The 22,288-nt window shown below is 62.7% G+C and carries 25 protein-coding genes; 14 read left to right on the plus strand and 11 right to left on the minus strand.

Features of this window, described 5'->3' with window-relative positions; translation table 11 throughout:
* Window positions 1-280 precede the first annotated feature (280 nt).
* A complete protein-coding gene (locus F7R90_RS19865) occupies window positions 281-2,239 on the plus strand; it encodes an ABC transporter ATP-binding protein (protein WP_225741343.1) in 1,959 nt (652 codons plus the stop codon).
* 2 nt (window positions 2,240-2,241) lie between these two features.
* On the opposite strand, the gene F7R90_RS19870 is transcribed toward F7R90_RS19865, so the two are convergent.
* Window positions 2,242-3,285, minus strand: coding sequence for an MBL fold metallo-hydrolase (locus tag F7R90_RS19870; protein WP_158059299.1), 1,044 nt, complete (start codon window positions 3,283-3,285; stop codon window positions 2,242-2,244).
* 152 nt (window positions 3,286-3,437) lie between these two features.
* On the opposite strand from F7R90_RS19870, the gene F7R90_RS22410 reads away from it, so the two are divergent.
* Window positions 3,438-3,578 (plus strand): hypothetical protein, encoded by a 141-nt coding sequence (locus F7R90_RS22410; RefSeq protein WP_192498476.1) that lies wholly within the window; start codon window positions 3,438-3,440, stop codon window positions 3,576-3,578.
* Between the two features lie 40 nt (window positions 3,579-3,618).
* Here F7R90_RS22410 and F7R90_RS19875 read toward each other — a convergent pair whose 3' ends face one another.
* A complete protein-coding gene (locus F7R90_RS19875; protein WP_158059300.1) occupies window positions 3,619-4,539 on the minus strand; it encodes a hypothetical protein in 921 nt (306 codons plus the stop codon).
* A 162-nt stretch (window positions 4,540-4,701) separates the two neighbouring features.
* On the opposite strand from F7R90_RS19875, the gene F7R90_RS19880 reads away from it, so the two are divergent.
* Together F7R90_RS19880 and F7R90_RS19885 are read left to right on the plus strand one after the other, a co-directional pair.
* Window positions 4,702-6,060: a hypothetical protein gene (locus F7R90_RS19880; RefSeq protein ID WP_158059301.1), complete on the plus strand. Its 1,359-nt coding sequence runs from the start codon at window positions 4,702-4,704 to the stop codon at window positions 6,058-6,060.
* A 74-nt stretch (window positions 6,061-6,134) separates the two neighbouring features.
* The gene (locus tag F7R90_RS19885; RefSeq protein ID WP_158059302.1) at window positions 6,135-6,794 is read left to right on the plus strand and encodes a class I SAM-dependent methyltransferase; all 660 of its coding nucleotides are present in this window, start codon (window positions 6,135-6,137) and stop codon (window positions 6,792-6,794) included.
* Window positions 6,795-6,828: 34 nt separating this feature from the next.
* On the opposite strand, the gene F7R90_RS19890 is transcribed toward F7R90_RS19885, so the two are convergent.
* The 4 genes from F7R90_RS19890 to F7R90_RS19905 form a co-directional block, all read right to left on the minus strand.
* Window positions 6,829-8,577 carry an alkaline phosphatase D family protein gene (locus F7R90_RS19890; protein WP_158059303.1) on the minus strand — a complete coding sequence of 583 codons (1,749 nt, stop codon included), beginning with the start codon at window positions 8,575-8,577 and terminating at the stop codon, window positions 6,829-6,831.
* 87 nt (window positions 8,578-8,664) lie between these two features.
* The gene (locus F7R90_RS19895; protein WP_158059304.1) at window positions 8,665-9,027 is read right to left on the minus strand and encodes a hypothetical protein; all 363 of its coding nucleotides are present in this window, start codon (window positions 9,025-9,027) and stop codon (window positions 8,665-8,667) included.
* Window positions 9,028-9,141: 114 nt separating this feature from the next.
* On the minus strand, window positions 9,142-9,579 hold the full coding sequence (locus F7R90_RS19900; protein WP_158059305.1) for a VOC family protein: 438 nt from the start codon (window positions 9,577-9,579) through the stop codon (window positions 9,142-9,144).
* 232 nt (window positions 9,580-9,811) lie between these two features.
* Window positions 9,812-10,921 (minus strand): SAM-dependent methyltransferase, encoded by a 1,110-nt coding sequence (locus F7R90_RS19905; protein ID WP_158059306.1) that lies wholly within the window; start codon window positions 10,919-10,921, stop codon window positions 9,812-9,814.
* Window positions 10,922-11,056: 135 nt separating this feature from the next.
* On the opposite strand from F7R90_RS19905, the gene F7R90_RS19910 reads away from it, so the two are divergent.
* The 4 genes from F7R90_RS19910 (at window position 11,057) to F7R90_RS19925 (ending at window position 13,944) form a co-directional block, all read left to right on the plus strand.
* Complete coding sequence (locus tag F7R90_RS19910) at window positions 11,057-11,995, plus strand: helix-turn-helix transcriptional regulator (protein WP_225741344.1); 939 nt, start codon at window positions 11,057-11,059, stop codon at window positions 11,993-11,995.
* Between the two features lie 83 nt (window positions 11,996-12,078).
* The gene (locus F7R90_RS19915; RefSeq protein ID WP_158059307.1) at window positions 12,079-12,300 is read left to right on the plus strand and encodes a hypothetical protein; all 222 of its coding nucleotides are present in this window, start codon (window positions 12,079-12,081) and stop codon (window positions 12,298-12,300) included.
* Between the two features lie 92 nt (window positions 12,301-12,392).
* Complete coding sequence (locus tag F7R90_RS19920; protein WP_158059308.1) at window positions 12,393-12,839, plus strand: universal stress protein; 447 nt, start codon at window positions 12,393-12,395, stop codon at window positions 12,837-12,839.
* An 82-nt stretch (window positions 12,840-12,921) separates the two neighbouring features.
* Window positions 12,922-13,944 (plus strand): enolase-like domain-containing protein, encoded by a 1,023-nt coding sequence (locus tag F7R90_RS19925; protein WP_158059309.1) that lies wholly within the window; start codon window positions 12,922-12,924, stop codon window positions 13,942-13,944.
* 2 nt (window positions 13,945-13,946) lie between these two features.
* On the opposite strand, the gene F7R90_RS19930 is transcribed toward F7R90_RS19925, so the two are convergent.
* Window positions 13,947-15,440 carry a PAS domain S-box protein gene (locus tag F7R90_RS19930; RefSeq protein ID WP_158059310.1) on the minus strand — a complete coding sequence of 498 codons (1,494 nt, stop codon included), beginning with the start codon at window positions 15,438-15,440 and terminating at the stop codon, window positions 13,947-13,949.
* A 293-nt stretch (window positions 15,441-15,733) separates the two neighbouring features.
* On the opposite strand from F7R90_RS19930, the gene F7R90_RS19935 reads away from it, so the two are divergent.
* Window positions 15,734-17,212: an AMP phosphorylase gene (locus F7R90_RS19935; protein WP_158059311.1), complete on the plus strand. Its 1,479-nt coding sequence runs from the start codon at window positions 15,734-15,736 to the stop codon at window positions 17,210-17,212.
* A gap of 22 nt (window positions 17,213-17,234) precedes the next feature.
* Here F7R90_RS19935 and F7R90_RS22415 read toward each other — a convergent pair whose 3' ends face one another.
* A complete protein-coding gene (locus F7R90_RS22415; protein ID WP_192498477.1) occupies window positions 17,235-17,405 on the minus strand; it encodes a hypothetical protein in 171 nt (56 codons plus the stop codon).
* A gap of 61 nt (window positions 17,406-17,466) precedes the next feature.
* Between F7R90_RS22415 and F7R90_RS19940 the strand changes: the two genes are divergently transcribed.
* The 4 genes from F7R90_RS19940 (at window position 17,467) to F7R90_RS19955 (ending at window position 20,488) form a co-directional block, all read left to right on the plus strand.
* The gene (locus F7R90_RS19940) at window positions 17,467-17,979 is read left to right on the plus strand and encodes a gamma carbonic anhydrase family protein (RefSeq protein WP_158059312.1); all 513 of its coding nucleotides are present in this window, start codon (window positions 17,467-17,469) and stop codon (window positions 17,977-17,979) included.
* A 45-nt stretch (window positions 17,980-18,024) separates the two neighbouring features.
* Complete coding sequence (locus F7R90_RS19945) at window positions 18,025-18,987, plus strand: Gfo/Idh/MocA family protein (RefSeq protein WP_158059313.1); 963 nt, start codon at window positions 18,025-18,027, stop codon at window positions 18,985-18,987.
* Window positions 18,988-19,056: 69 nt separating this feature from the next.
* Window positions 19,057-19,848: an MTAP family purine nucleoside phosphorylase gene (locus F7R90_RS19950; protein ID WP_158059314.1), complete on the plus strand. Its 792-nt coding sequence runs from the start codon at window positions 19,057-19,059 to the stop codon at window positions 19,846-19,848.
* A 73-nt stretch (window positions 19,849-19,921) separates the two neighbouring features.
* Window positions 19,922-20,488, plus strand: a complete 567-nt coding sequence (locus F7R90_RS19955) for a D-lyxose/D-mannose family sugar isomerase (RefSeq protein WP_158059315.1) — start codon at window positions 19,922-19,924, stop codon at window positions 20,486-20,488.
* 12 nt (window positions 20,489-20,500) lie between these two features.
* On the opposite strand, the gene F7R90_RS19960 is transcribed toward F7R90_RS19955, so the two are convergent.
* On the minus strand, window positions 20,501-20,749 hold the full coding sequence (locus F7R90_RS19960) for a hypothetical protein (RefSeq protein ID WP_158059316.1): 249 nt from the start codon (window positions 20,747-20,749) through the stop codon (window positions 20,501-20,503).
* The gene (locus F7R90_RS19965) at window positions 20,727-21,320 is read right to left on the minus strand and encodes a hypothetical protein (protein WP_158059317.1); all 594 of its coding nucleotides are present in this window, start codon (window positions 21,318-21,320) and stop codon (window positions 20,727-20,729) included. The genes F7R90_RS19960 and F7R90_RS19965 overlap by 23 nt, the downstream gene beginning before the upstream one ends.
* Before the next feature lie 107 nt (window positions 21,321-21,427).
* On the opposite strand from F7R90_RS19965, the gene F7R90_RS22420 reads away from it, so the two are divergent.
* Window positions 21,428-21,574: a hypothetical protein gene (locus tag F7R90_RS22420; protein ID WP_225741345.1), complete on the plus strand. Its 147-nt coding sequence runs from the start codon at window positions 21,428-21,430 to the stop codon at window positions 21,572-21,574.
* Here F7R90_RS22420 and F7R90_RS19970 read toward each other — a convergent pair whose 3' ends face one another.
* Window positions 21,575-22,219: an SIMPL domain-containing protein gene (locus F7R90_RS19970; RefSeq protein ID WP_158059318.1), complete on the minus strand. Its 645-nt coding sequence runs from the start codon at window positions 22,217-22,219 to the stop codon at window positions 21,575-21,577.
* Window positions 22,220-22,288: the final 69 nt, after the last annotated feature.

The raw sequence follows: 22,288 nt of genomic DNA on the forward strand, positions 1-22,288 counted from the left end.
TTACTTTGGAGGCCTTCGGATGTCACTGATAAATTGGGAAGTATAACTGTGGTTTCGACTTCCTCGAAAGCCCCCACTCGCTCGCGGTCGTTCAGCGACATATCCGCAAACCGTGCGGATAGGGGTCGCTGAAGCGACCAAGCCCTTCAGGCGCGAGCGAGTGGCCCCTTTCAGTCCCACCTGCCGTTTGTGTAGTCGAGCGTTTCGGAGGTAGGTGTCACCGGGCGGTACCGTCTCACCGCCGAGCGAGTCATACTGTTTCAACCCCTATAGAGGTAGAATGGGGGAGAAAGGAAGCCGATTCACCGACGACCCGATGTGGCGACTCTACTCGGAGTTCGGCGGCCCGAACGCGGGGTACGGTGCGGTCGGCGTGGTCGGGACAGTAATCTCGCGCCTGCTCGGATTATTCCCGGCGTTCGTCGTCGGTCTCACCATCGACGCGGTGTTTCTCGGCAACAGGGTCTACCAACTGCCCGGCGTCCCAACAGCGTGGATTCCGACCGACACGCTGGGGCAACTCGCGTTCTCGATTGGCGTCCTCGTCGGCGCGACCGCGCTCGGCGCGCTCGCTTCGTGGGTGCAGAACTGGGGCTGGAACAGCTTCGCCCAGCACGTCCAGCACGCGCTTCGCGTGTCGGCCTACGAGCGACTCCAGTCGCTCGACATGCCCTTCTTCGAGGACCACCGAACTGGTGAACTGCTGAGCGTGCTGAGCAACGACGTGAACCAACTCGAATCGTTTCTCAACGATGGCGTGAGTTCCGCGCTCCGGATTTTGGTCGTCGTTGCTGGCATCGGTGCGATTATGTTCGCGTTGAATCCGCTACTCGCGCTGGTCGCGCTCGTTCCGATTCCCGTGCTGGCCATCTTCACCGCGCGGTTCACGAAAATCATCCAGCCGAAGTACGCCAGAATGCGAGCGAGCGTCGGCACGCTGAACACGCGCCTCGAAAACAACCTCGGCGGGATGGAGACGATTCTCACCGAGAGCGCCGAGCGGTTCGAAACCGAGCGGGTCACTGACGCGTCTCGGGAGTACTACGATGCGAACTGGGACGCGATTCGTACGCGCATCACGTTCTTCCCCGCGTTGGCCATCATCTCGGGACTCGGCTTCGCGCTCACCTTCGCCGTCGGTGGCTACTGGGTGCTGGTCGGCCCGCCGCCGTTCTTCTCGGGGAGTCTGACTGCTGGCGAGTTCGTCACTTTCGTCATCTACACCCAGCAGTTCATCTGGCCGATTGCACAGTTCGGACAGATTATCAACGGCTACCAGCGCGCGAGAGCGTCCAGTTCTCGCGTCTACGAGCTTCTCAACGCGAACCCGGATCTGCCCGAGAAGCCTGACGCAGAAGCCCTGCGCGTCACCGAGGGGGCCGTCGAGTTCGACCACGTGACGTTCAGGTACGCCCGCGAAGGAAACGGAGACGAAGATACCGACGACCAACCGCCGACGCTCACCGACATCGACCTCGACGTGCCGGGCGGCGCGACGGTGGGCGTCGTCGGCCCGACGGGCGCGGGGAAATCGACACTGCTGAAACTGCTCGTACGTCTCTACGACCCCGACGATGGAGCAATCCGAATCGACGGCACCGACGTGCGAGACGTGACTCAGCGGAGTCTGCGCAGAGCGGTGGGCTACGTCAGCCAAGAGCCGTTCCTCTTCGACGGAACCGTGCGCGAGAACATCGCGTACGGCACCTTCGACGCGAGTAACGACGAAATCGAGACTGCGGCACGAGCGGCCGCCGCTCACGAGTTCGTCCAGAATCTACCGGCGGGCTACGACACGGAAGTCGGCGAGCGCGGCGTGAAACTCTCGGGCGGCCAGAAACAGCGGGTCGCCATCGCCCGCGCCGTGCTAAAGGACCCAGAAATCCTCGTCTTCGACGAGGCGACGAGTCACGTGGACGCCGAAACCGAAGCGCTCGTCCAGCGCAGTCTCACCGCGCTGGCGGCCGACCGGACCACGTTCGTCATCGCCCACCGCCTCTCGACGGTCCGGGACGCCGACGCAATCGTCGTACTGGACGACGGGAAAATCGTCGAACAGGGCACTCACGAAGAACTGCTGGAACTCGACGGTCTTTACGCGAACCTCTGGCGTGTCCACGTCGGCGATGTGGGCGACCTCCCCGAGGAGTTTCTCCGACGAGTCGCCGAACGCGGGTCAAAAATCGAGTTCGACGGGAGCGAAACGGGCGAGGACGGGGAGTTCGAGTTCGCGCCGTAGAGTTAGAAGTCGTCCAGTCGCGTCTGGTCCCCGAGAAACGCTCGCGCGTCCCGGTCGAACTCCGTCTGCAAGGTGTCTGCAAACTCCGTGTCGAAGCCGTGGTGAGTGTACACTACGTCGGGGTCTACGGCCTCCACGACCGATATCAGTTCGTCGTAGTCGCAGTGGTCGGTCAGTGGGAACGTCTCGTCGTAGCCACCGCGGTAACGGAACGATTCCTCGACTGCCCACCCTGAGAACCCGACTTTCAGGCCGTCGTGTCGAGTGACCAGTTTTTCGACCCACTCCCTTCGGGCGAAGTGACTCGGCAGGACGACAATTTCGTCGCCCGCGAGGCCATCGGCCTCGGAGTACGTCTCTGCCGGAAAGTCGAGGTCAGTTGCCGACTCGATGGCGTCGTTTACTCTCCGAATCGAGTCGTAGACGACGAGTGGGCGGTTCGTCGCCTCGCGGGCGAGCCACTGGAGTTTCTGGGCGCGGCCGAGCGAGTAGCCGAACAGGAACAGCGGCCGGTCGTCGTGGTCCCGAAGCCAGTCTCGAATCTGGTTCTGAAGCTCCGCTTCGGGTGGGAATCGGTACGCCGGGTTTCCGTACGTCGTCTCCATCACCAACACGTCTGCATCGACCGGTTCGAACCCCTCCAGATAGCACCGGTCTCGAACCGAGAAGTCGCCGGTGTAGAGAACGCGAGTCGGGCGGCCACGACCGCCCGACTCGCGCACGTGAGGAGACTTCGACACCTCGGAGTCACTCGAACAGGTCGTCTCGACCAGCGCGGCCCGCGACCCGACGACGTGACCGGAGGGAAGCAAGGTAATTTCGTCGGTCCCTTCGCTGAACTTCGGAACTGCCGCCCCGGTTCGGACTTCTACGATGGCCGCCGTCTCCGCGGAGCAGACGACGGTCTCCGGCGTCCGTCGAAACGTGTGGTCGGCGTGGGCGTGACTGACGACGTTCACGTCGCCCACCGCGCTCGACGCGTCGGCGACCACGGTTCGGCCCGCTCCCAAATCGACGTGAATTCCGTCTTTTCGGCGCACCGCCATCGGGTCTCACTCTGGGCTACGTCGCTATCAGGCTGTGGGTTCCGCGCCTCCTCACGTGGCGAGTGCACTATCCAGCCTGACTATCCGGCCACACCACCGTTTCCGCTGTCCGCCCTTGGTGCTTTTACTCACGCGGGCCGTCTCTCCGGCAGATGCTCAGGCTCTCCATCCGCCGCTGTCCGAACTGCTGGTACGTCGGGCCGACGCGAAAATTCGCCAACGAACGGGGCGAGGAGTACGCCTGCCCACGATGCGGACGCGAAGTCGAGGCTCCGGACCCGCGACTGAACTGACGGCTCGACGCGCTTGACCCACACCATCGTTTCCGCTGTCCTATTTAGACACTTCGACCGCGCCGACCATCGTCGCTGGATTCGTCGTGCTGACGTACTCGGCCATCTCCTCGACGGCGACGAAGCGGAGCGTCTGGACCTCGCCCACTGCTCGAACCACGCCGCTTCGAGCGACCCGGCTATCGAGCGTCGTCGCCGTCGTGTCGGTGAAGTTGTCACCTCGGCGTCTCCGCCTGTTTTGTCTGCCGCCGGGACAGACGGTCGTCCCCGTGGTGCCGTCGAAGAACCGACCGCCAGTCGTGCCGTTGAAGAACCCATCGGCGGTTCCCGTAGTGTCGTCGAAGAACTCACCGTCGGTCGTATCGTTAAAGAAGTCGTCCACGGTTTCGGTCGTGTCGTTGAGGAACCTGTCACCGGTGGTCTCGTCGAAGAAGCCATCATCCGTCGTGTCGTTGAAAAACCTGCCGTCCGTCGTGTCGGTGAAGTTCCCGTCAACGGTCTCGCTGGTGAAATCCTCGCCTCTGCCAGTCGTCCCGTTGAATCGATTGCGGATGCGGCGTCTGACGCGACAGTTCACCGTTCCGGTGGTTCCCGTCACCGTCTCCGTCGTGCCTTGTCCGGTCAGTCGTGCACCAGTCGTTCGGATGACCGGCAGGTAGTCGCCGCTGGAATCTCGGAAGGCGAAGTTCTGTGGGTCGCCGCTCGCGTTCTTCCACGCGAGTTCGTAGACGCCACCCGCCCGAAGTTCGAGCGTCGGATTCGTCTGGCCTGCAATCGCCTTCGGCGACCCGCCTCGCCACCCCTGCGTTCTCGCGCTCAGTCGGAAGGCCGCCGTCTGTTGCTCTCGCTCGTCGGTCAGTGCCTCGCGGGCCATCGAGACGCCGCCGACGCCAGCGACTCCGGCGAGCGCGGTCAGAAACGTGCGTCGCGTTCGCGTCTCGGTAGTTCGGTCGTCCGTCACTCGTAGTTCCCCCTAGTCGGGCCACGCCGCCGCTTCGAATAAACCGAGTCCATCGTTCGCTCCGGCCCCAATCGTTCGCGCTCGGAAACCCGCGATTGGAACCGCGAAGGCCCGATTACTCGCAACCGACGGACCTTTCCTCGCTCGTCTCCGACCCTCTCCATGGTCGCGCTCCGGCGGGTCGTCGCCCTCATCGGATTCCTCTCTGTTTCCGGGGTCGCCAGCGCACACGACGTGACGACGAAGTTCGAAGCACCGATTCCGCTCTCGCTGTTGTTCGCCGGTGCCGGTTCGACAGTCGCGCTTACGGCACTGTATCTGGTCGTTTCCGACCACTCCGAAGCGTCACGTTCGTCGTCGCACCGATTCGTCGTCCCGCAATCGGTCGCCGAAGGCGGTAGGGTCGTCGCCAGCGTGGGCTTCCTGCTCGCGTTTGCGTGGTCGCTGTTCGCAGGTGCGACCGGGACGACGGCGGCAGCCGAGAATCCTGCGACGGTGTTCGTCTGGGCGCTCTGGTTGAAAGGGGTCGCAGTACTGGCCGTCCTCGTCGGCGACCCGTGGCCGACGCTCTCGCCATGGCGAACCGTCTACGAAGGCCTCGTCAGACTCGAAGGCGACGAACTCGCGCTGACCGAATATCCAGACTGGTTCGGGGAGTGGCCCGCTTTGGTCGGCTTTCTCGCGGTCGTCGGCGTTCTCGAAAACCTCACTGTCGTGCCGAACTCGCCGTCCGCGACGGCTGGTCTGCTCGCGGCGTACGCCGTCGTGATGGTCCTCGGCGCAGTCGTCTTCGGCCGCGAGTGGCTTCGCCGCGCCGACTTCTTCGCCGTGCTGTATCGACTGTTCGGCCGGGTCGCCCCCGTGGAGCGACGGGACGTTTCGGGCGGCCTCGCCATCTCTCTGCGTTCGCCGTGGCGGGCATGCAGAACCCCGGTCGAGAGCTTCGCATTGGCTTCGTTCGTCGTGGCGGCCGTCTACACAGTCAGCTTCGACGGCTTCGCCAACGCGCCGGAGTACCAGACGCTCCTGTTCGCGGTGCGGGACGCGACCGGTGTCGGCCCCGTGGTTTCCGCAGTTCTCTACGTGCTGGGCTTCTTGGGATTCCTCGCAGCGTTCCTCGGTGTGGTCGCGCTCACTCGGCGGTTCGGAACCAGTGAACGTTTCGAGTCGGCGGCGCTCGCACTTGCGCCCACTATCCTGCCGATTGCCGTCGCCTACGAACTCGCGCACAACGCCGCGTTCGTGCTGACGCGACTCGGCGACTTCCTCGCCATCCTCGGCGGCCCGGACGTCGCGCTATTGGCGTGGCTCTCGCTCCCTGTATTTTGGACTACGCAGGTGCTGTTGGTCGTCGCTGGCCACGTCGTCGCCGTCGTCGCCGCCCACAGCGTCGTCCGCAAGCGAGTCGCGGGGAGCGCTGGTTCGCGGTCTGTTAAGGTCGGTTACGCTCACGCGCCGCTTACCGTTTTGATGGTCGGCTACACCGTGCTGTCGCTCTGGATAATCTCGCGGCCGTGGTAGCGTGAGGTGTCGAGGGACAGATTCGAGCGGCCGGGATGATTGAGTCTTTATTCTCTCGTTGCATAGCGGAGCGCATGGAACCGGAGGACGACCAGCAGTACTCGAAGGATGGCCAGCAGTACTCGGAGGAGAGCCAGCAGTACTGGGCGAACCGCTCGGAGGAATTCTCGCCCGCCTACTACGCAGACATCGGACAGAACGAAGTCAGCGAAACGCTGGCCAGCGTCTTCGACCACTACGTGCAGGCAGACGCCGAGATTCTGGAAATCGGCTGTAGCTCCGGTCGTCACCTCGCGAACCTCTTGGACGACGGCTACGAGAATCTCACGGGCATCGACATCAACGACGACTCCTTCGAGGTGATGGCCGACCACTACCCGCGACTGGCCGAGACCGGAACGTTCCACACCGGCGCAATCGAGGACCTCCTCCCCGAATTTGACGACGACTCGTTCGACGTGGTCTACTCCGTGGAGACGCTCCAGCACATCCCGCCGGAGAACGAGGCGGTGTTCGAGGAAGTCGCCCGCGTCAGTTCGGACTTGGTAATCACCGCGGAGAACGAGGGCAACAGCCCCACTCGCGGTCGTAAGGGCAAAGAAGTGAGTCTGGTTCACGACGACTTCCCACTCTACCACCGCAACTGGAAAGACGTCTTCTCCAAGATTGGGCTCGCACAACTCCTCAAGGAACCGGGCAAACGCGACACGGTCCGAGTGTTTCGGGTTCTCTGAGTGGTTCGACTGTGCCCGGACTTTGACCAGAATTTTACTCCGACTGATACTCGTCCGTAACGTCCTCTAAGTTCACGACGCCCTCAGGCACCCGATAGGCGGTGACGACTTCGCGCTCTGCCTCGGCGGAGTTCTCGGTCTTGTCCACCGCGTAGCCGACGTACGTACACTCCTCGCGAGTGAACTCCACGACCGAGTACCCCCAATTGTGGCTGTCGAAGAACTCGATGTGTGGATTCATCCCCGTAATCAGTTTCGTGAGGATGGGTTCCGTGATTTTACCTCGCCAGCCACGCGTCAGATGAAGCGCCTCCGCGACGTTCAGCGAGGTGATGGCGGGCGTCATGAACTCCACGCCGATGCGGTCGCCTTGGGCGACGCCCTCGCCGCCAGTCACGCGCCCCGGATAGGAGGTCTGCTGGTAAGCTGCGATGTAACAGTGCATGTCGCCCGTGAGCGTGACGAAGTTCTCCACGTTGGCCGCACCGATGGCCTCCGTGATTTGCTGGCGTTCGCGCGTGTAGCCGTCCCAGCCACCCTGCACGGGGTAGACGGACAGCGGGCCGGACCCGAGTCGGAACGGCACTGTCAACACTTCGTCGGCCCAGACCGTCCACGTCGTGTCGGAACTGGTAATAGTATCGACCAACCAATCGCGTTGCTCTTCGCCGAGCATCGTGCGTCCCGGCGGTTCGTACTGCGGGCCGACGTTGTCAGGGGTCGGAATCGCCTCTCGCGGTGGGTCGCGAAACAGTCGCTCGTCGGTCAGTGCGATGGAGACGAGGTCGCCGAACTCGAACTCGCGCCAGAGTTTGAAACGTTCTTGCAACACGTCGCCGCTCGGGTCGTACTCGACGCGCGCTGGCATGAACTCCCACCACGCGTGCATCCCTTCGGCGACCAACTCGGTCATGAACTCGGGGTCCTCGCTCTTCGGATGGTCGCCCGAGGGGGCGTCCGTGTGGCGGTCCCAGTACACGTCGTTGACGAGTTCGTGGTCGTCCCACCCCGCGATGAGCGTGTGTGATTCGAGCGCTTCTTGGAGAAATTCGTCCTCGCGGTAGGTCCGATGGAGATACCGATAGTCTTCGAGGGTGTGGACTCGCTCGTGACCACTCGGCAGTGAGAGGTCCCGGTCCACGTAGTCGTACGACCCGATGCCTTTGAAGTCACCGTTGGCGGACTCGTAGACGAAGTCGCCGACGTGGACGAGGAAGTCTACGTCTTCCTCGGCGATGTAGTGGTACGCGGGGTAGTAGCCGTTGAGGTAGTTCTGACACGCGAGAACGGCGAACCGCATCGATTCGGGGGAGTCGTCCAGTCGGGGAAGCGTGTGGCATCGACCGACGCGGGAGGCGACGCCGTCGTAGACGAACCGGTAGTAGTACGTCGAGTTCGGGTCGAGACTACCATCGAGGTCCACCTTCACCGTGTAGTCGTGTGCCCGAATTCGCTCACTGTCGGTCACGATGCCGTCGTAGACAACGTCTTCGAGAGCTTCGTCGGTGGCAACCTGTACGCCGAGTGGTTCTTCGGGGTCGAACACGTCGGGCGCGATTCGCGTCCAGACGATGGCACCTGACGGTGTCGGCCCGCCGCTGGCCACCGATTGCGGGAACGCCTCGCTCGGGTCCACATCGGGGTCGAACGCGAACACGTCCTTGTCGTCCTCTTCGCTCGCGCTCATCGCGAACGCGAGGTTGTGGGAGTCCAGTTCCGACAGTAACTCTGAGTGATTCCCGGATGGCTCGTCCAAGCCGTTCAGCGCATCGTCCCCGGACATGTCCGGGTCTTTCACGTTGGGGTGCCATCCCAGTTTCGATGCGAGGACGTCGCCGCGTCTGCTGTTCGTCCGAGACAGGAGTAGCAACTACTTCTGGTTCGAGTCAGCTAATTTCTTGGCTTTCGCGAGTCGCGTCGCTAACTTCTCGGCTTTCGAGCCGTTGGCGTGGTTCTGTCGTTCGTAGCGTTCCAACACGGCAACCTCGTCCCGATAGCGCTCCTCCTTGCGGTAGAGTATCGCCGCTTGTTCGTAGTACCACGGCGCGACGCCGCCTGCTTCCGCTTCCGTTTGGTCCATGCACCAGTCGAGGAGTGCCAACGCTTCCTCGTGCTTTCTCTCGCGCTTGAGTTGCTTCACCGTCTCTGAGGCGTCTGTGTAGTGGTCGAAGTCGTAGTTCGTGGTGTTCGCTCCGGAACGGAGACGTGACGTGAGTCGCCCGAGTAGGCCCATGTCGTACTGTCAGTTGCAAATAACAATAATCGTTCTGGGGGGGACTCGTCCAGTCGTCTCCGAAAAAATACGGAGACGGTTCGAACGTTGCGCTTGGACGTTCGCGCGACTTCGCTACATTCCCTCGGCGACTTCGTCGAACTCGCGGTCGGTATCGACCGGTTCGCTGAACACGAGTTCGTAGCCGTCGGGGTCGGTGATTGCGACTTCGCAGGTGTTCCACGCCGTCTCGACCGGGCCGCAAGTAATCGTCGCCTCGCGCGCTTCGGCGCGCTCGGCGACGTCCGCGACTGTCTCGTCTTCGACGTTGAAGTACAGTGAGAGGCCGCGGCCAAGGGGCGCGGCATCAGTCGGGGTTCCGTCTGTGTCGTCCTCGGAGTCGCCGTCCTCCGGAACGAGCATCACGTCGGCGTACTTCCTGTAGCGGAGGTGGACCATGCCAGGCATCGCCATCACCTCGTCGAAGGCGAGTACGTGCTGGTACCACGACGAAGCGGCGTCGAGGTCGGTGACGGTCAACTGTACGAACATCGGCATCGGATAGATTTCCATGGTTCTGTGGGTGTCAGTGGGTCAATCGTAGGTGGAAGCTGTCGCTACGCCGGACACAGCAGTCGCTGGTACTTCGACGTAGCAGACAGCACGGCACAGCAATCGCTCGAACCACGAGGAGTGACGTGCCCCGCGCAGTGCGAGCGCAGAGAAGTGACGGCGTTACAGCATGGTCTTGTTCGACGGTACTCACACTGCGCTCAAGAACCTACCGAGGGTGTGGACTTCCTTCTCAGGGGTCCAACCGGTAGAACCGGAAGAAGAAGTTCTCGATGGGAAGGACCTCGACACTCGAAAAGCCTGCTTCGTCGGCGTACTCGCGGACGGTGTCGGCCCGCATCACGGTGCCCGTCGCCGCCGATGGCTGGTCGGCCATCCCGACCGGCAGGCAGTGGAGTACGCTGAACCCGTAGAGAAGTCCCTCGATTTCGGTCCGTTCGGCGAAACTGTCGCCCGCGCGCTCGTCCACGACGAGGACGGTTCCGTCGTCGCCAACGAGTCGCCGCATCGTGGCGAGAACGCCAACCGGGTCGGACATGTCGTGCAGACACTCGAACGCCAGTACGAGGTCGTAATCGCCTTCGATTTCCGGGTCGGCGGCGTCCCGGTGGTGAATCGTCACGCGGTCGCCGAGACCCGCGGCTTCGACGTTCTCGCGTGCGGCCTCGACCGACTCTGCGTCCAGGTCGTAGCCGTCTACGTTGGCGTCCGGATAGCTCTCGGCGATGCCGATGCAGGAGTAACCGAAGCCACAGCCAACGTCGGCGACGCGCGCGCCTGTCGTTCTGAGGCGGTCGTCTACGTCCGAGAGCGTCGGCACCCACTCGGTTCCCAACTGCTGGAGGAACGCCGCGCGGTTCATCCGCGCCTGCCCTTCGTGGAGGTCTGGACTGTAGTCTTCGAACGGTACGCCATCGCCAGTTCGGAAGGCGTCCACGACGGCGTGGACCGGCAGGACACTCCCGACCGCGACCTGCAACAGGCCCGCGATGTAGTCCAGACTCTCCTCGTCTGTCAACGACTCGGCGTGCGCGTTCGGGAGTGTGTAGCGTCGCTTGGCGGGGCCTGCGGTGGGGTCGTCTACGTCGAGGACACCGGCGACGACCTGTCCTTCCAGCCATTCGCGGGCGTATCGTTCGTCGGTGTCGGTTCGCTCGGCGAGTTCTGATGGGGTGAGCGCAACCGTTTCTGGTTCTGTCGCTCGCCCGACTTCTGCCAGCGCATCGTAGTAGCCCAACTGGTCGCCCAGATACGTCGTGAAGACGGTGAAGGTTCCTTCGACGGCGTCGAGTAGCTGTTCCGCGAACTGTTCTTTCTGTGCGTCGGTGGCTTGCTGTGCCATGGATAGTTCGTGGCCGGGAACGTCGTTGGCCTCACCGGTCGGAACAGCGTTCGCGCCGCGAAACGCGTTTCACGTCGTGAGACACGTCGATTTTCGTGAGTTAGGGTTAACCGCGTGGTGGTCGTTACGGATGACATGACACGCGAGTCCGAACGCGAGTCGGAATCTGACCGCAGGGGAAAGTCTCACTCCAAGTCAGATTCTCCCTCGTCGGCGTCCGGAACGACCGTCTACGACGAACTCGTTCGGACTGCGCACGAACTCCGCCCAGACGAGGACGTCCCACTCGACCACGACCGTGACCGACTCGACACGAGTTACCTGCTCGAAGTGGTTCGGCACGGCCCGGTCCTCGAAGCACTGCTGGGCGAACCGCTCGACAGGCGCGAAATTGAGGACCGACTCGGCGTCTCGCGGGCGACCAGCCACCGTCTCACCCGCTGGCTCGACGACCACGAACTGGTCGAGAAGCGAGAGTCTCGACTCCACCTCACGGGCAAGGGTCAGACGCTGGCCGAGAGCGTTCTCCGATTCGAACAGACCGTCGCCACAGCAGACCGCCTCGCGCCGTTGCTCGACCTCATCTGCGACGACCATCAGGACCTCGTGGTCGAACCGTTCGCAGACGCCACCGTCACGGTCGCCTCGCCCGACGACCCGTATCGACCGATTCGGCGGTTCCGGTCGCTAGTCGAGGAGTCGGAGACGTTTCGCGGGTTCAACACCACCCACGTTGTGCCGCTGACGATGGGGGAGTTCTTCGAAGCCCTCTTCGAGAGCACCGAAACGGAGGTCATCTACCGCCCGGCCGTCGTGGAGACGCTGTTCGAGTCGTTCCCCGAGCGCGCCCGAACCGCGGTCGAACGCGGCCAGTTCCGGGTCCGGACGCGCGAGGCACTCCCCTACTGTCTCGTGCTGTTCGACGACTGCGTCGGCATCGGCGGCTACGACGAGACGACTGGGGCGATGGAGGTGTTCGTGGACACCGACGCGGCTTACGCCCGCGAGTGGGCCGAGCGCACGTACGAGACGTATCGTGCCCACTCGGACCCGTTGGACGCCGAAGGTGTCTAACTCTGAGGCGCGCCACGCCGTGACGCTCTCGCGACGAATCTGCAACTTACATATACCCCGAGTTCGCACCCATCGTGCAACCAATGACCGACGTAGCCAACGTCGTCCCGTCGCCACTTCGCTCGCCCGTCTTTCAGGGCGTCTCGGGCTTCGTCTTGACGCTCGCGTGTGCCACGCTCGCCGAACAGGCGACGATGCCGACCTTCGCTGTTCACGGGGTCCTCGCGGTCGGCGTCGTCCTCTTCGTGGCGGGCCTGTGGCGGATGCTTCCGCGCGGCGTCGAAGAGCCAGTCGCGGAGTGGTAGGCGGCCCGTTTCTGAAAATTCACTCATTTCGTAGTTGGTATTTAGACGTTCAACCGGTTTCTTTATCAACTCCTCTTCTAAATTGGTGGTGCATGGAACGGGCACTGGCGGTCGTGGACGCAGAGGAATCGACGACAGAACTCGTCCGCGAAGCGGGCGAACTTGCCGCGGCGGTCGATGCGGAACTCGTCTTGCTCCACGTGACGACCACCGAGGAGTACGAGGAGAAGCGCAAGACGATGGAAGACATCCCCGACAGTCGCGCCCGCTACTCCGGCAAACAGGCGCTCCAAGGTGCCGAGGCGTTCGCCGAGGACGTCGGTCGTGACGTACTGGAAGGCGTTGGTGTCGAGTACGAAGCCGTCGGGGCGGTCGGCGACGAGCAGAACGAGATTCTGAAGACCGCAGCGGAGTACGACTGCGACCACCTCTTCATCGCGGGCGAGAAACGCTCGCCGACTGGCAAGGCGCTGTTCGGCGACCTCACGCAGTCGGTCATCCTCAATTTCGAGGGTCCCGTAACCGTCGTGACGACGTAGTTTCACCGACGGTTCACAAGACGCAGTTTCGCCGACTGTTCGCACGACATAGTTTTTCGGTCCTTCGTCTCGTAGGCCCTGTATGGGACTCTACGACCACATCGCCGACCTCCCCCTCTCGATAGCTAACGCGTCCGTCGAGCGCCACGAGCGTGAGACGATGAAGTTCACTCGGGCGACGACGGTGGTCTCGCTCTCCGGCGAGGGCGAAACTGGTCGCGGCGAAGACGTGACCTACGACGCAGAGTTGCACCCCGCACCTGCGCCGGACCTCTCCGGCGAGTACACGCTCGCCGAATTCTCGGCCGAAGTCGCCGACCGCGACCTCTTCCCCGAGGGCGACAACGACCATCCGGCCTACCGCAACTACCGTCAGTGGGCGTTCGAGAGCGCCGCCCTCGACCTCGCGCTCAGACAGGGAGACACCGACCTCGGGACGGAACTCGGCCGGGAGTACGACCCCGTCAACTTCGTCTACAGTCCCACGCTCGGCGACCCACCGAGCGCGGACGCCCTCCACGAGTGGCGCGAGCGCGACCCCGACCTTCAGTTCAAACTGGACGCCGAAGACGACTGGTCGGATTCGCTCGTGTCCGAACTCTCGACGTTCGGCGTTCGCGTCGTGGACTTCAAGGCGCTCTACGAGGACGCCGACGTGGCGGGCAGTGCCGACCCGCTCCTCTACGAGCGCGTCGTCGAGGAGTTCCCGGAAGCCATCCTCGAAGACCCGGCGTGGACCGACGACACGTATCCCGTTCTCGATTCGGTCCGCGACCGTATCTCGTGGGACGTCCCGATTACCGGAGTCGAGAGCGTCCAAGAACTCCCGTTCGAACCGAGTTGGCTCAACAGCAAACCCTCGCGGTTCGGGTCGATAGAGTCGCTGTTGGACACCATCGACTACTGCGAGAACCACGGCATCGAACTGTACGGCGGCGGCCAGTTCGAACTCGGCGTCGGCCGACGCCAGATTCATCTCGTCGCTTCGCTGTTCTATCCGAACTCGCCGAACGACACCGCACCGTCGGGGTACAACGACCCGGAGCCACCTGCGGACCTGCCTAAGAGTCCGCTCGAAATCGGCGACGTGGCCGGGTTCCGATAGAACTACTCGGTCCAAACTTCGAACCGCGCCCCGCCACCCCAGCCCTCGGTCACGTCGATTTCCCACCCGTGGGCGTCCACGATGCTGTTGACGATGGAAAGTCCGAGTCCCGACCCGTCGTCTGTCGTCGTGTGGCCGTGGTGAAACACTCGCTCGCGCTCGTCGTCCGGGATACCCGGCCCGTCGTCGGCCACGTAGAAGCCGCTGACGGACGAGTTTGTCGAACCACCGTCGGTCCTGCCGACCCAGACTGTCAGGTCGTCGCCGCCGTGTTCGACGGCGTTTCTGAACAAGTTCTCGAACAGTTCTTGTAGTCTGCCGTGGTCTGCCCGAATCTCGCCGAGGTCGCCTTCGACGGAGAGCGTCGCCTCGCCCGTCGAGACGGTGCCCCACGCCTGTTGGGCCACCGCGTCCAACGAGAGCATCTCGGCGTCGTTCACGTCGTGGCCCTGCCGAGCGAGCGCGAGCAGGTCTTCGATGAGCGTCTCCATCCGGCCGAGCGACTCCGAGGTCTTCTCGAAGTGTCGCTCGTTGCCGGTCTCCCGAGCGAGTTCGAGGTGACCCTGTGCCACGTTCAGCGGATTCCGGAGGTCGTGAGAGACGACACTGGTAAACTCCTTCAACCGCTCGTTCTTCCGTTCGACCTTCCGCTTCTGTTCGCGGCGCTTCGTCACGTCGCGGGCCGACCCGAGGTGGGCGAGTTCGCCGTCGTAGGTGATGACTTGGACGCTCATCTCCATGTAGCGAACCTCGCCCTCCTTCGAGCGAATTCGAAGTTCGTAGTGCGGTGCGTCGTCCGAGACCTCACGTCGTTGGACTAGCTCTTTGACTCGCTCTCTGTCGTCTTCGTGGACCACGTCCCAGATGGGCATGCCGCTCAACTCTTCTCGACTGTAGCCCGTGAGGTCCGAGACGCGGTCGTTGACGAACTGAAACCGCTCGTTGCTGTGGATGAAGATGGCGTCGTGGCTCCCCTCGACCAGCGTCCGGTACTTCTCCTCGCTCTCGCGAAGCGCCGACTGGGACTTGATTCGCGTGATGACTTCGGTGACGTGGGACAACAACAGTTCCGCGAGTTCGAGGTCGTCTTCGTCGAACGCATCCGCCTCACGCGACCCGGCCTGAAAGACGCCGTGGTCGCCCAGCGGGACGCTGAGGATGGACCGATACTGGTCCTGGACTGGTTCGGCTTCGTCCATCGTCCGAACGTCGGGGATGACGAACGATTCGCCTGTCTGGTAGGTTCGCCCGGCGAGTCCTTCGTCAACTTCGAGGGCGTCGTACCCATCGTTGGGCATGTCCGTCGAGGTAGCCTTCGGAACGAGATAGCCGCTTTCGGCGATGTCGATGCCACAGATGTCGAATTCGAGGATGCCCTCTGCGGCGTCCACGCCGAGTCGGTAGACCTCGTCGGGGTCGTGGCAAGCCTCCATCTCGGAGCCGACCTCGTGTAGCTCTTCGATTTTCCGTTTTTCCTCACGTATCTGGTCGCTCATGGCCTCGTGTGGTGTGTTCGTCTGGGCGAGACAGTCCGACCGTTCGCCACCGCGTAGTCGGCGCGACAGTGACGCTCTTCTCGCCGACCAGTGACGGCGAATCCGAGGGCGAACACCGGGCGAAACGGCGTGATTCGGTTCTGTTGCCCACTCCTTACTTTGGTACTACTCTCTACGTTTAAAAATAGGTGGTATTCGCTCCGACGACGGCGAGAGAAACTCTTTCTCGGTACGACTGCTCGACGGCGTTCGACGAATCCCGAATTTATTGCGAATGGCGTCGAACGATTCGCATGGAACTGGTCGCTACCGAAATCGACATCGGCACTCACCTCCCGACTGTCTTGCTCAACGGGGCCGATGCGGCGGAAATCGGCGTTCATCCGCTCGACCGCGTCCAACTCCGGACCGACGGTCAGACGAGCATCGGCATCGTGGAGGTCACCGACGAACTGGTCGAACCAGGGACACTCGGCGTGACTCGGCGACTCGGGGACGTCAGCGGTCTAGTCGAAGTGACGCCAGCGACGCGTCCGAACTCGGTCCGGTACATCCGAGCGAAGTTAGACGACGCCGAACTCGACGCCCACGAGTTGCGCGCTATCGTCAGAGACATCGACGCGGACCGACTGAACGACGTGGAACTCTCGGCGTACGTCTCGGGCGTCTACGCGAACGGTCTCTCGGACGCCGAGACGACCCACCTCACGGAGGCGATGGCAGCTATCGGCGAGAAACTGTCGTGGGACGATCCGATAATCGCGGATAAACACTCCATCGGCGGCGTCGCAGGGAACCGCGTCTCGCCGATTCTCGTCTCCATCGTCGCGGAAGCAGGGGTCAAGATTCCGAAGACGTCCTCACGCGCGGTCACGTCGCCCGCCGGGACGGCCGACACGATGGAGGTGTTCTGCGACGTGGACTTCAGTACTGCGGAACTGCGAGCCATCGTGGAATCGACCGGTGGCTGTCTCGTCTGGGGTGGTGCCGTCGAACTCTCTCCCGTAGACGACAAGATAATTCGCGCCGAAAATCCGCTCTCGCTCGACCCGCCGGGGCAACTCATCGCGTCGGTTCTCTCGAAGAAGTACAGCGCAGGCTCGACACACGTCCTGGTGGACGTCCCGTACGGCGAAGGTGCGAAGGTTGATGGCCACGCAGAGGCTTGTGACCTCGCGGCCGACTTCGAACGCGTCGGCGACCACCTCGACATGAACGTCGTGCCGGTCCTCTCACGCGGGAACCAGCCCATCGGCCGCGGTATCGGCCCGGTGTTGGAAGCCCGTGACGTATTGGCCGTCCTCGACGGCGACGGTCCAGAGGACCTTCGACTCAAGAGCGTCCGACTCGCCACTCTCTTGCTGGACCTCTGTGGGGTCGAGGAGAGTGCCACCGAAATCCTCGATTCCGGTCGTGCGGCCGCCAAATTCCGCGAAATCGCCGCCGCGCAAGGGGGCGACCCGGACGTGTCGCTGTCGGACCTCGTCCCCGGCGACGAGCGTGAGACTGTTCCGGCAGACCACGACGGACTGGTCACGCACGTCGATTCGCCACTGCTCAGCGAACTCGCCCGACGAGCGGGTGCCCCGAAAGACCGGCGAGCAGGCGTGACGCTCCCGCGACGCGTCGGCGACGAAGTTTCGGCCGGAGACCCACTGTTCACAGTGTACGCGGAAACGGAGAGTAAGTTGGACGACGCACTAGCGATGGCCGACCGAACCGAACCTGTTCGGGTCCGGACCCGCGACGAGGCGATGGTCGAGCGAGCGTGAGGGCAGTTTCGTTGATTCGAACTTACCAGACCATCTGGCCATCCTCTGTGACTCGGCCGACGTAGAGAAGATGCGTGTAGGGGACGAACGCGATGAAATTCCCCTCCTCGTCGTACAGCGTGGCTCCCGTGTTGTCTGTCTCGTAATCGGCGCACTCTATCTGTTCGCCGTCAGAAATCTGTGCTTTGTACATCCCAGTAATAGGCGACGCGAACGGACAAATCCTTATCGGCGATGTCGTCGTGTCTCTCTCCATGGGGGGCCACTACGAGTTCGAGGGGACAGCACCGACCGTCCACGACGATGCGCGAGTCAGCGGCGAGGCCACGCTCGTCGGCGACGTGACAGTCGAAGCGGACGCCAGCGTCTGGCCGGGCGTCGTACTCCGTGGGGACGTCGCACCGGTTCGAATCGGCCGACAGTCACACGTCGGCGACAACGCCGTCTTGCACGCCGCGAGCGTCGGCGAACGCGCGATGGTCGGCCACGGCGCGGTGCTGAACGACGCGACGGTCGAAGACGGCGCGCTCGTCGGGTTCAACGCCACGGTCAACACGGGCGTGACGATTGGCTCGGCGTCAATTGTCGCGTCCGGGACGGTCGTTCCAGAGGAGTACGAGATTCCACCGGAATCGTTCGCCCGGGGCGTTCCGGCACGAGTGACGCCGCTCGAAGAAACGACCATCGATGCGGCCGAAATATTCGAGACGTACTCGTCGGGCGAGTACACTGACCTCGCCGCGCGCCACGAGGAGTTGTTCGAGTAGGCCGGAACCTGTACCTACAAATGGCGACGGCCGAACTGTGGGCGTATGTACGACGTTGGCATCGTCGGATGTGGAGTCATCGGCAACCGCCTCGCCGAGTCGTTCGCCGAACACGAGCGGACGAACGTCTGGGGCGCGTGCGACCTCGTCGAGTCGAAAGTCGAGGCGTTCGCCGAGGAGTACGACTGCGAGACGTTCACCGACTATCTCGACCTCGTCGACCAGTGCGCAATCGACGTGGTCTACGTCGGAGTGCCACCGGCGAATCACCACGAAATCGTCTCCTACGCGCTCGAAGCCGACACGCACGTCATCTGCGAGAAACCGATTGCGGAGGACGCCGAGCGTGGACAGGAACTGGTCGAACTTGCCGCAGATAGCGACCAAGTTACTGCTATCAACCTCCCCTTCCGCTACACCTCGGGGTTCGTGGAGATGCGCGAGCGAATCGATTCTGGGGAAATCGGCGACCCGAAACGGGTCGAACTCAAATTTCGGTTCCCCCAATGGCCTCGCGACTGGCAGGACGTGGACTGGCTCGCAGGCCGAGAACAGGGCGGACCACTCAGGGAGGTCGGCACGCACTTTCTCTTCGGCGTGCAGGAGATTTTTGGCCCAATCGAGCGCGTGAGTGCCGAAGTCGCCTACAGCGGTCCCGACAAGTACGAAGATTCGATTGTGGGCTACTTCGAAGTCGAGGCCATCTACGGCACTATCGACCTCGTGACCGACCACGACGAGCAGGAGGAGAACTCGATTACCGTTCTCGGTTCTGATTCCCAACTGTCGCTCCGCAAGTGGTACGAACTGGTCGAGGGCTCCGGAGACGACGAACGGGTCGTTCACGACACTCGCGAATCGACCACACTCGCGCTCGTAGACGAGTTCGTGTCGTCGCTCGACGGCGGCGAGGGCGACCTCGTCACCTTCGAAGAGGCCAACCGCGTCCAACGGGTGGTCGATGCAATCTTCGACTCTGAGGGCGTCGAGCGACCACTGGAGGGATAACCGAGCGGTGGACGCCTAATCGAGTAACTTATCCCACACGTAGCACGATACTGGCAGTAGGCACGTCTCATGTTCGGATTCATCGGCGGAAGCGGAATCTACGACGCACTCTCGCTGGACGACGAGCGGACGGAGTCGGTCTCGACTCCGTACGGCGACCCGAGTGCCCCCATCACAGTCGGCACGCTCGCCGGGCAGGAAATCGCGTTCGTGCCGCGCCACGGCCCAGACCACACGTACACGCCGACGGAGGTCCCGTATCGCGCGAACGTCTACGCTCTGCGAGAACTCGGTGTGGACCGCATCGTCTCCTCGAACGCCGTAGGCGGGCTCCGTGAGGAGTTATCTCCGCAGACGCTCGTGGTGCCAGACCAGATACTCGACCGGACGAAACACCGCACCGCTTCGTTCGTTCCAGCGGACAAGATCGATTTCCCAATTTCTCGCTCGCCGTACTGTCCGAGGTTCGCCGACAGCCTCGCGTCCGTGGCCGAGCGCGCGACAGATGCGTCGGTGAGACACGGTGGCACCTACGTCTGCATCGAAGGCCCACAGTTCGCGACGCAGGCCGAGAGCCGGTTCTACTACGAGTCGGGCGGCGACGTGGTGGGGATGACGACTGTCCCAGAGGCGGCGCTCGCACGGGAGGCGGGGTTGTGCTACGCGACGATTACCGGCGTCACGGACTACGGGGTTTGGCTTGGCAAGGAGGCCGACCGCCTCGAAGAAATTCTGGAGAATGCGGCGAAGAACGAGCAGGCTATCAAGCGAACGGTCGAGCGCGTCGTTCGAGAACTCCCCGCGGAGTGCGACTGCCAGCACGCAGACGAGAATTCTGTGGGCGAGAGTGTTCTTCGGTAACGGTTCGAAGCCAGCGCGTGAGACCCGCCCGCCTACCGGGGGCGTTTTACGAAATCCGACCGAAGGCAACGCTATGACCAGTGAAGCCGAGCGCGAGCAGGCCCGCGAGCGCGCCGCCGACCTCTTGCACGAGGCTGGCGTAGTGTTGACAGGCGACGAACGTCGCGAGATGGAAGTCGTAGACTACAGTTTCGACCGTCTCGAAGAAGTCGGCACGGAAATCGTCGTCTACGAGAACAACGACCGCTATTGTGCGAAGGAGTTAGTGCTGTTCGACGGGCAGACCTGCCCCGAGCATCGACACCCGCCGTTCGACGACTACCCCGGTAAACAGGAGACGTTCCGCTGTCGCTGGGGCGATGTGTATCTGTACGTCGAAGGGGAGGAAGCGAGCGAAAGCGAGAGCGACGGCACACTCCAAAATCCGACCGTCGAACCGCCGTTCCGTGACGAGTACTACACCGCGAGCGAGGAGATTCATCTCACGCCCGGCGAGCAGTACACCATCCCGCCGGACACCAGACACTGGTTCGTGGCGGGCGAGGACGGAGCCGTCATCTCTGAGTTCTCGTCGCCGAGTTTCGACGAGGAAGACGTGTTCACCGACCCGAAGATAGACCGAATGGAAAGCAGTTACTGAGTACGAGGAGAATTAGTCGTCGGTGGCGTCGTCGTCACCGTTGCGGTTCAGCAGCGGCGACTCTCTGAGTTCGTCCATGTCGGGCCGCTCGTCTTCGAAGTGGCGCGCCGACTCCAACTGCGAGTTCACTAGCTTGTTGACTTGTGGTCCCCACACGTCGTCCGGATGGGTGCGCACGTAGTCGGCCCACTCTTTGATGAACTCTAAGCGTTCCTGGCGGTTGTCGGCGTGTTTCTGCTCAAGTTCGGGTGAGTTGCTCATACTCTTCTGTGACGTCTAGCTCTTCGGCGTATTCTTCGAGCTTGAGGCTATTAAGCGTTGGTTCGGAGAGACGATGAAGGTAGAGGGCGTCCTCGAAGTCCTTCTGGCTCCCGAGGTAGAGTTTGTAGGCTATCTGAAGCTCGAGTTCGCCGACGCGTAGTTCCCGGTCGTTCAGTCGAACGGTTATCGTGTTCGCCAGCGAAGCGCGGTCGTACTTGTCACCTGCAAATTTCAGTTCGACGTTCGGAACGCGGTGTCCGTCTTCTGCGATACGAATTATGGACTCGTCGTTCAGCATCTCGTACATGGAATCTAACGGCATCGCAGATCCCCAATACCCCGCGTCACGAAGTCGAGCAGACAACTCGGTTGCGGTCGCTTCGGAGAATGGCTCGGTTATCACGTCGATGTCCTCTGTCGCTCGAGACCGCCCGAACAGCACGGCAATGTAGCCGCTGACGACGGAGTACGTTATTTTGAGGTCCTCCAAAGTTTCGGTCACGTTGAGTACGAGTTCGTCCAACCCGCTCGGCTCCTTCTCGATTATGACCGTGTCCCCTCGTATCTCCATTTGTATTCCGTTCGTATCGCAGACCCAACGGTTTTGCGGTCTGGCGAACGTTTCACGCACCTGCAGATACTCTCAAGTCGATGGAGCGCGTCCCGTACAGGTCGAAAATGACCCTCCTCGTGGACATCGCCTGCCCGAACTGCGGGCGAAAGCGTACCGTCGAGAAGCGCGGACTCGGCTGGTATCACTGCACGAACTGCGGGCGGGAGTTCGGGCAGGACGAGATTTTGCCTGACGCTTCGCGGCGTCCGTAGTCAGTCCTCGCGCAGTTCGTAGGTCGCTTCGAGGGCCACCGACACGTCGAGGGGACCACTACTCGGTGCGGCCGACTGCGTGGCGACTTCTGCTCCGAGACCGGCGGCCGTTCGACGTGGCTGAACGTCCTCCCCAGTCGTCATCGAGACGACGCCCTCGACGGTGAGACCTTCAGCGTCGGCAGCCGCCTCGGCTTTCTGCCGTGCCGTCGTCGCGGCGTCTGTGAGCGCCTCCCGTTCGAGTTCTCGCTTCGTCTCGGTCTGGAACCCGAAGCTTACCGTGTCGATTTCGACACCCGCTTTCTCGACTGCCGCCGAGAGTACGTCTCCAACCGCGTCGAGGTCGTGGAGCGTGACGACGAGACTCTCTCTTCCCTTGTACGGCAGTTCGTCGGGGTCTCGGTTCGTCTCCGGTCCACTGTGCGGTCGTCGTTGGGTCACTCGAAACTGGGCAGTCTTTATTCGTTCTTCGGAGATTCCAACTTCGGCGAGCGCCGTGCGAAGTTCTCCGGACTGTTCGGCGACGACGCGGCGGGCGCTCAGTACGTCCGGTTCGACTGCCTTGGCGTCGAACTGGACGATAGCTTCGTCCGGCGGTGCCTGCGTCTCTCCGGTCGCACCAGTCGTGATGGTTCTGTCGGCCATAGCTCGAAGTCGGCCGCTGTTGACATGTGCTTTCTCCCAGTGTGATACTCAGTACGTTCCGCAGTAAGT

It is taken from the genome of Halorussus halophilus (genome assembly GCF_008831545.1).
Taxonomy (GTDB): Archaea; Halobacteriota; Halobacteria; order Halobacteriales; family Haladaptataceae; genus Halorussus; species Halorussus halophilus.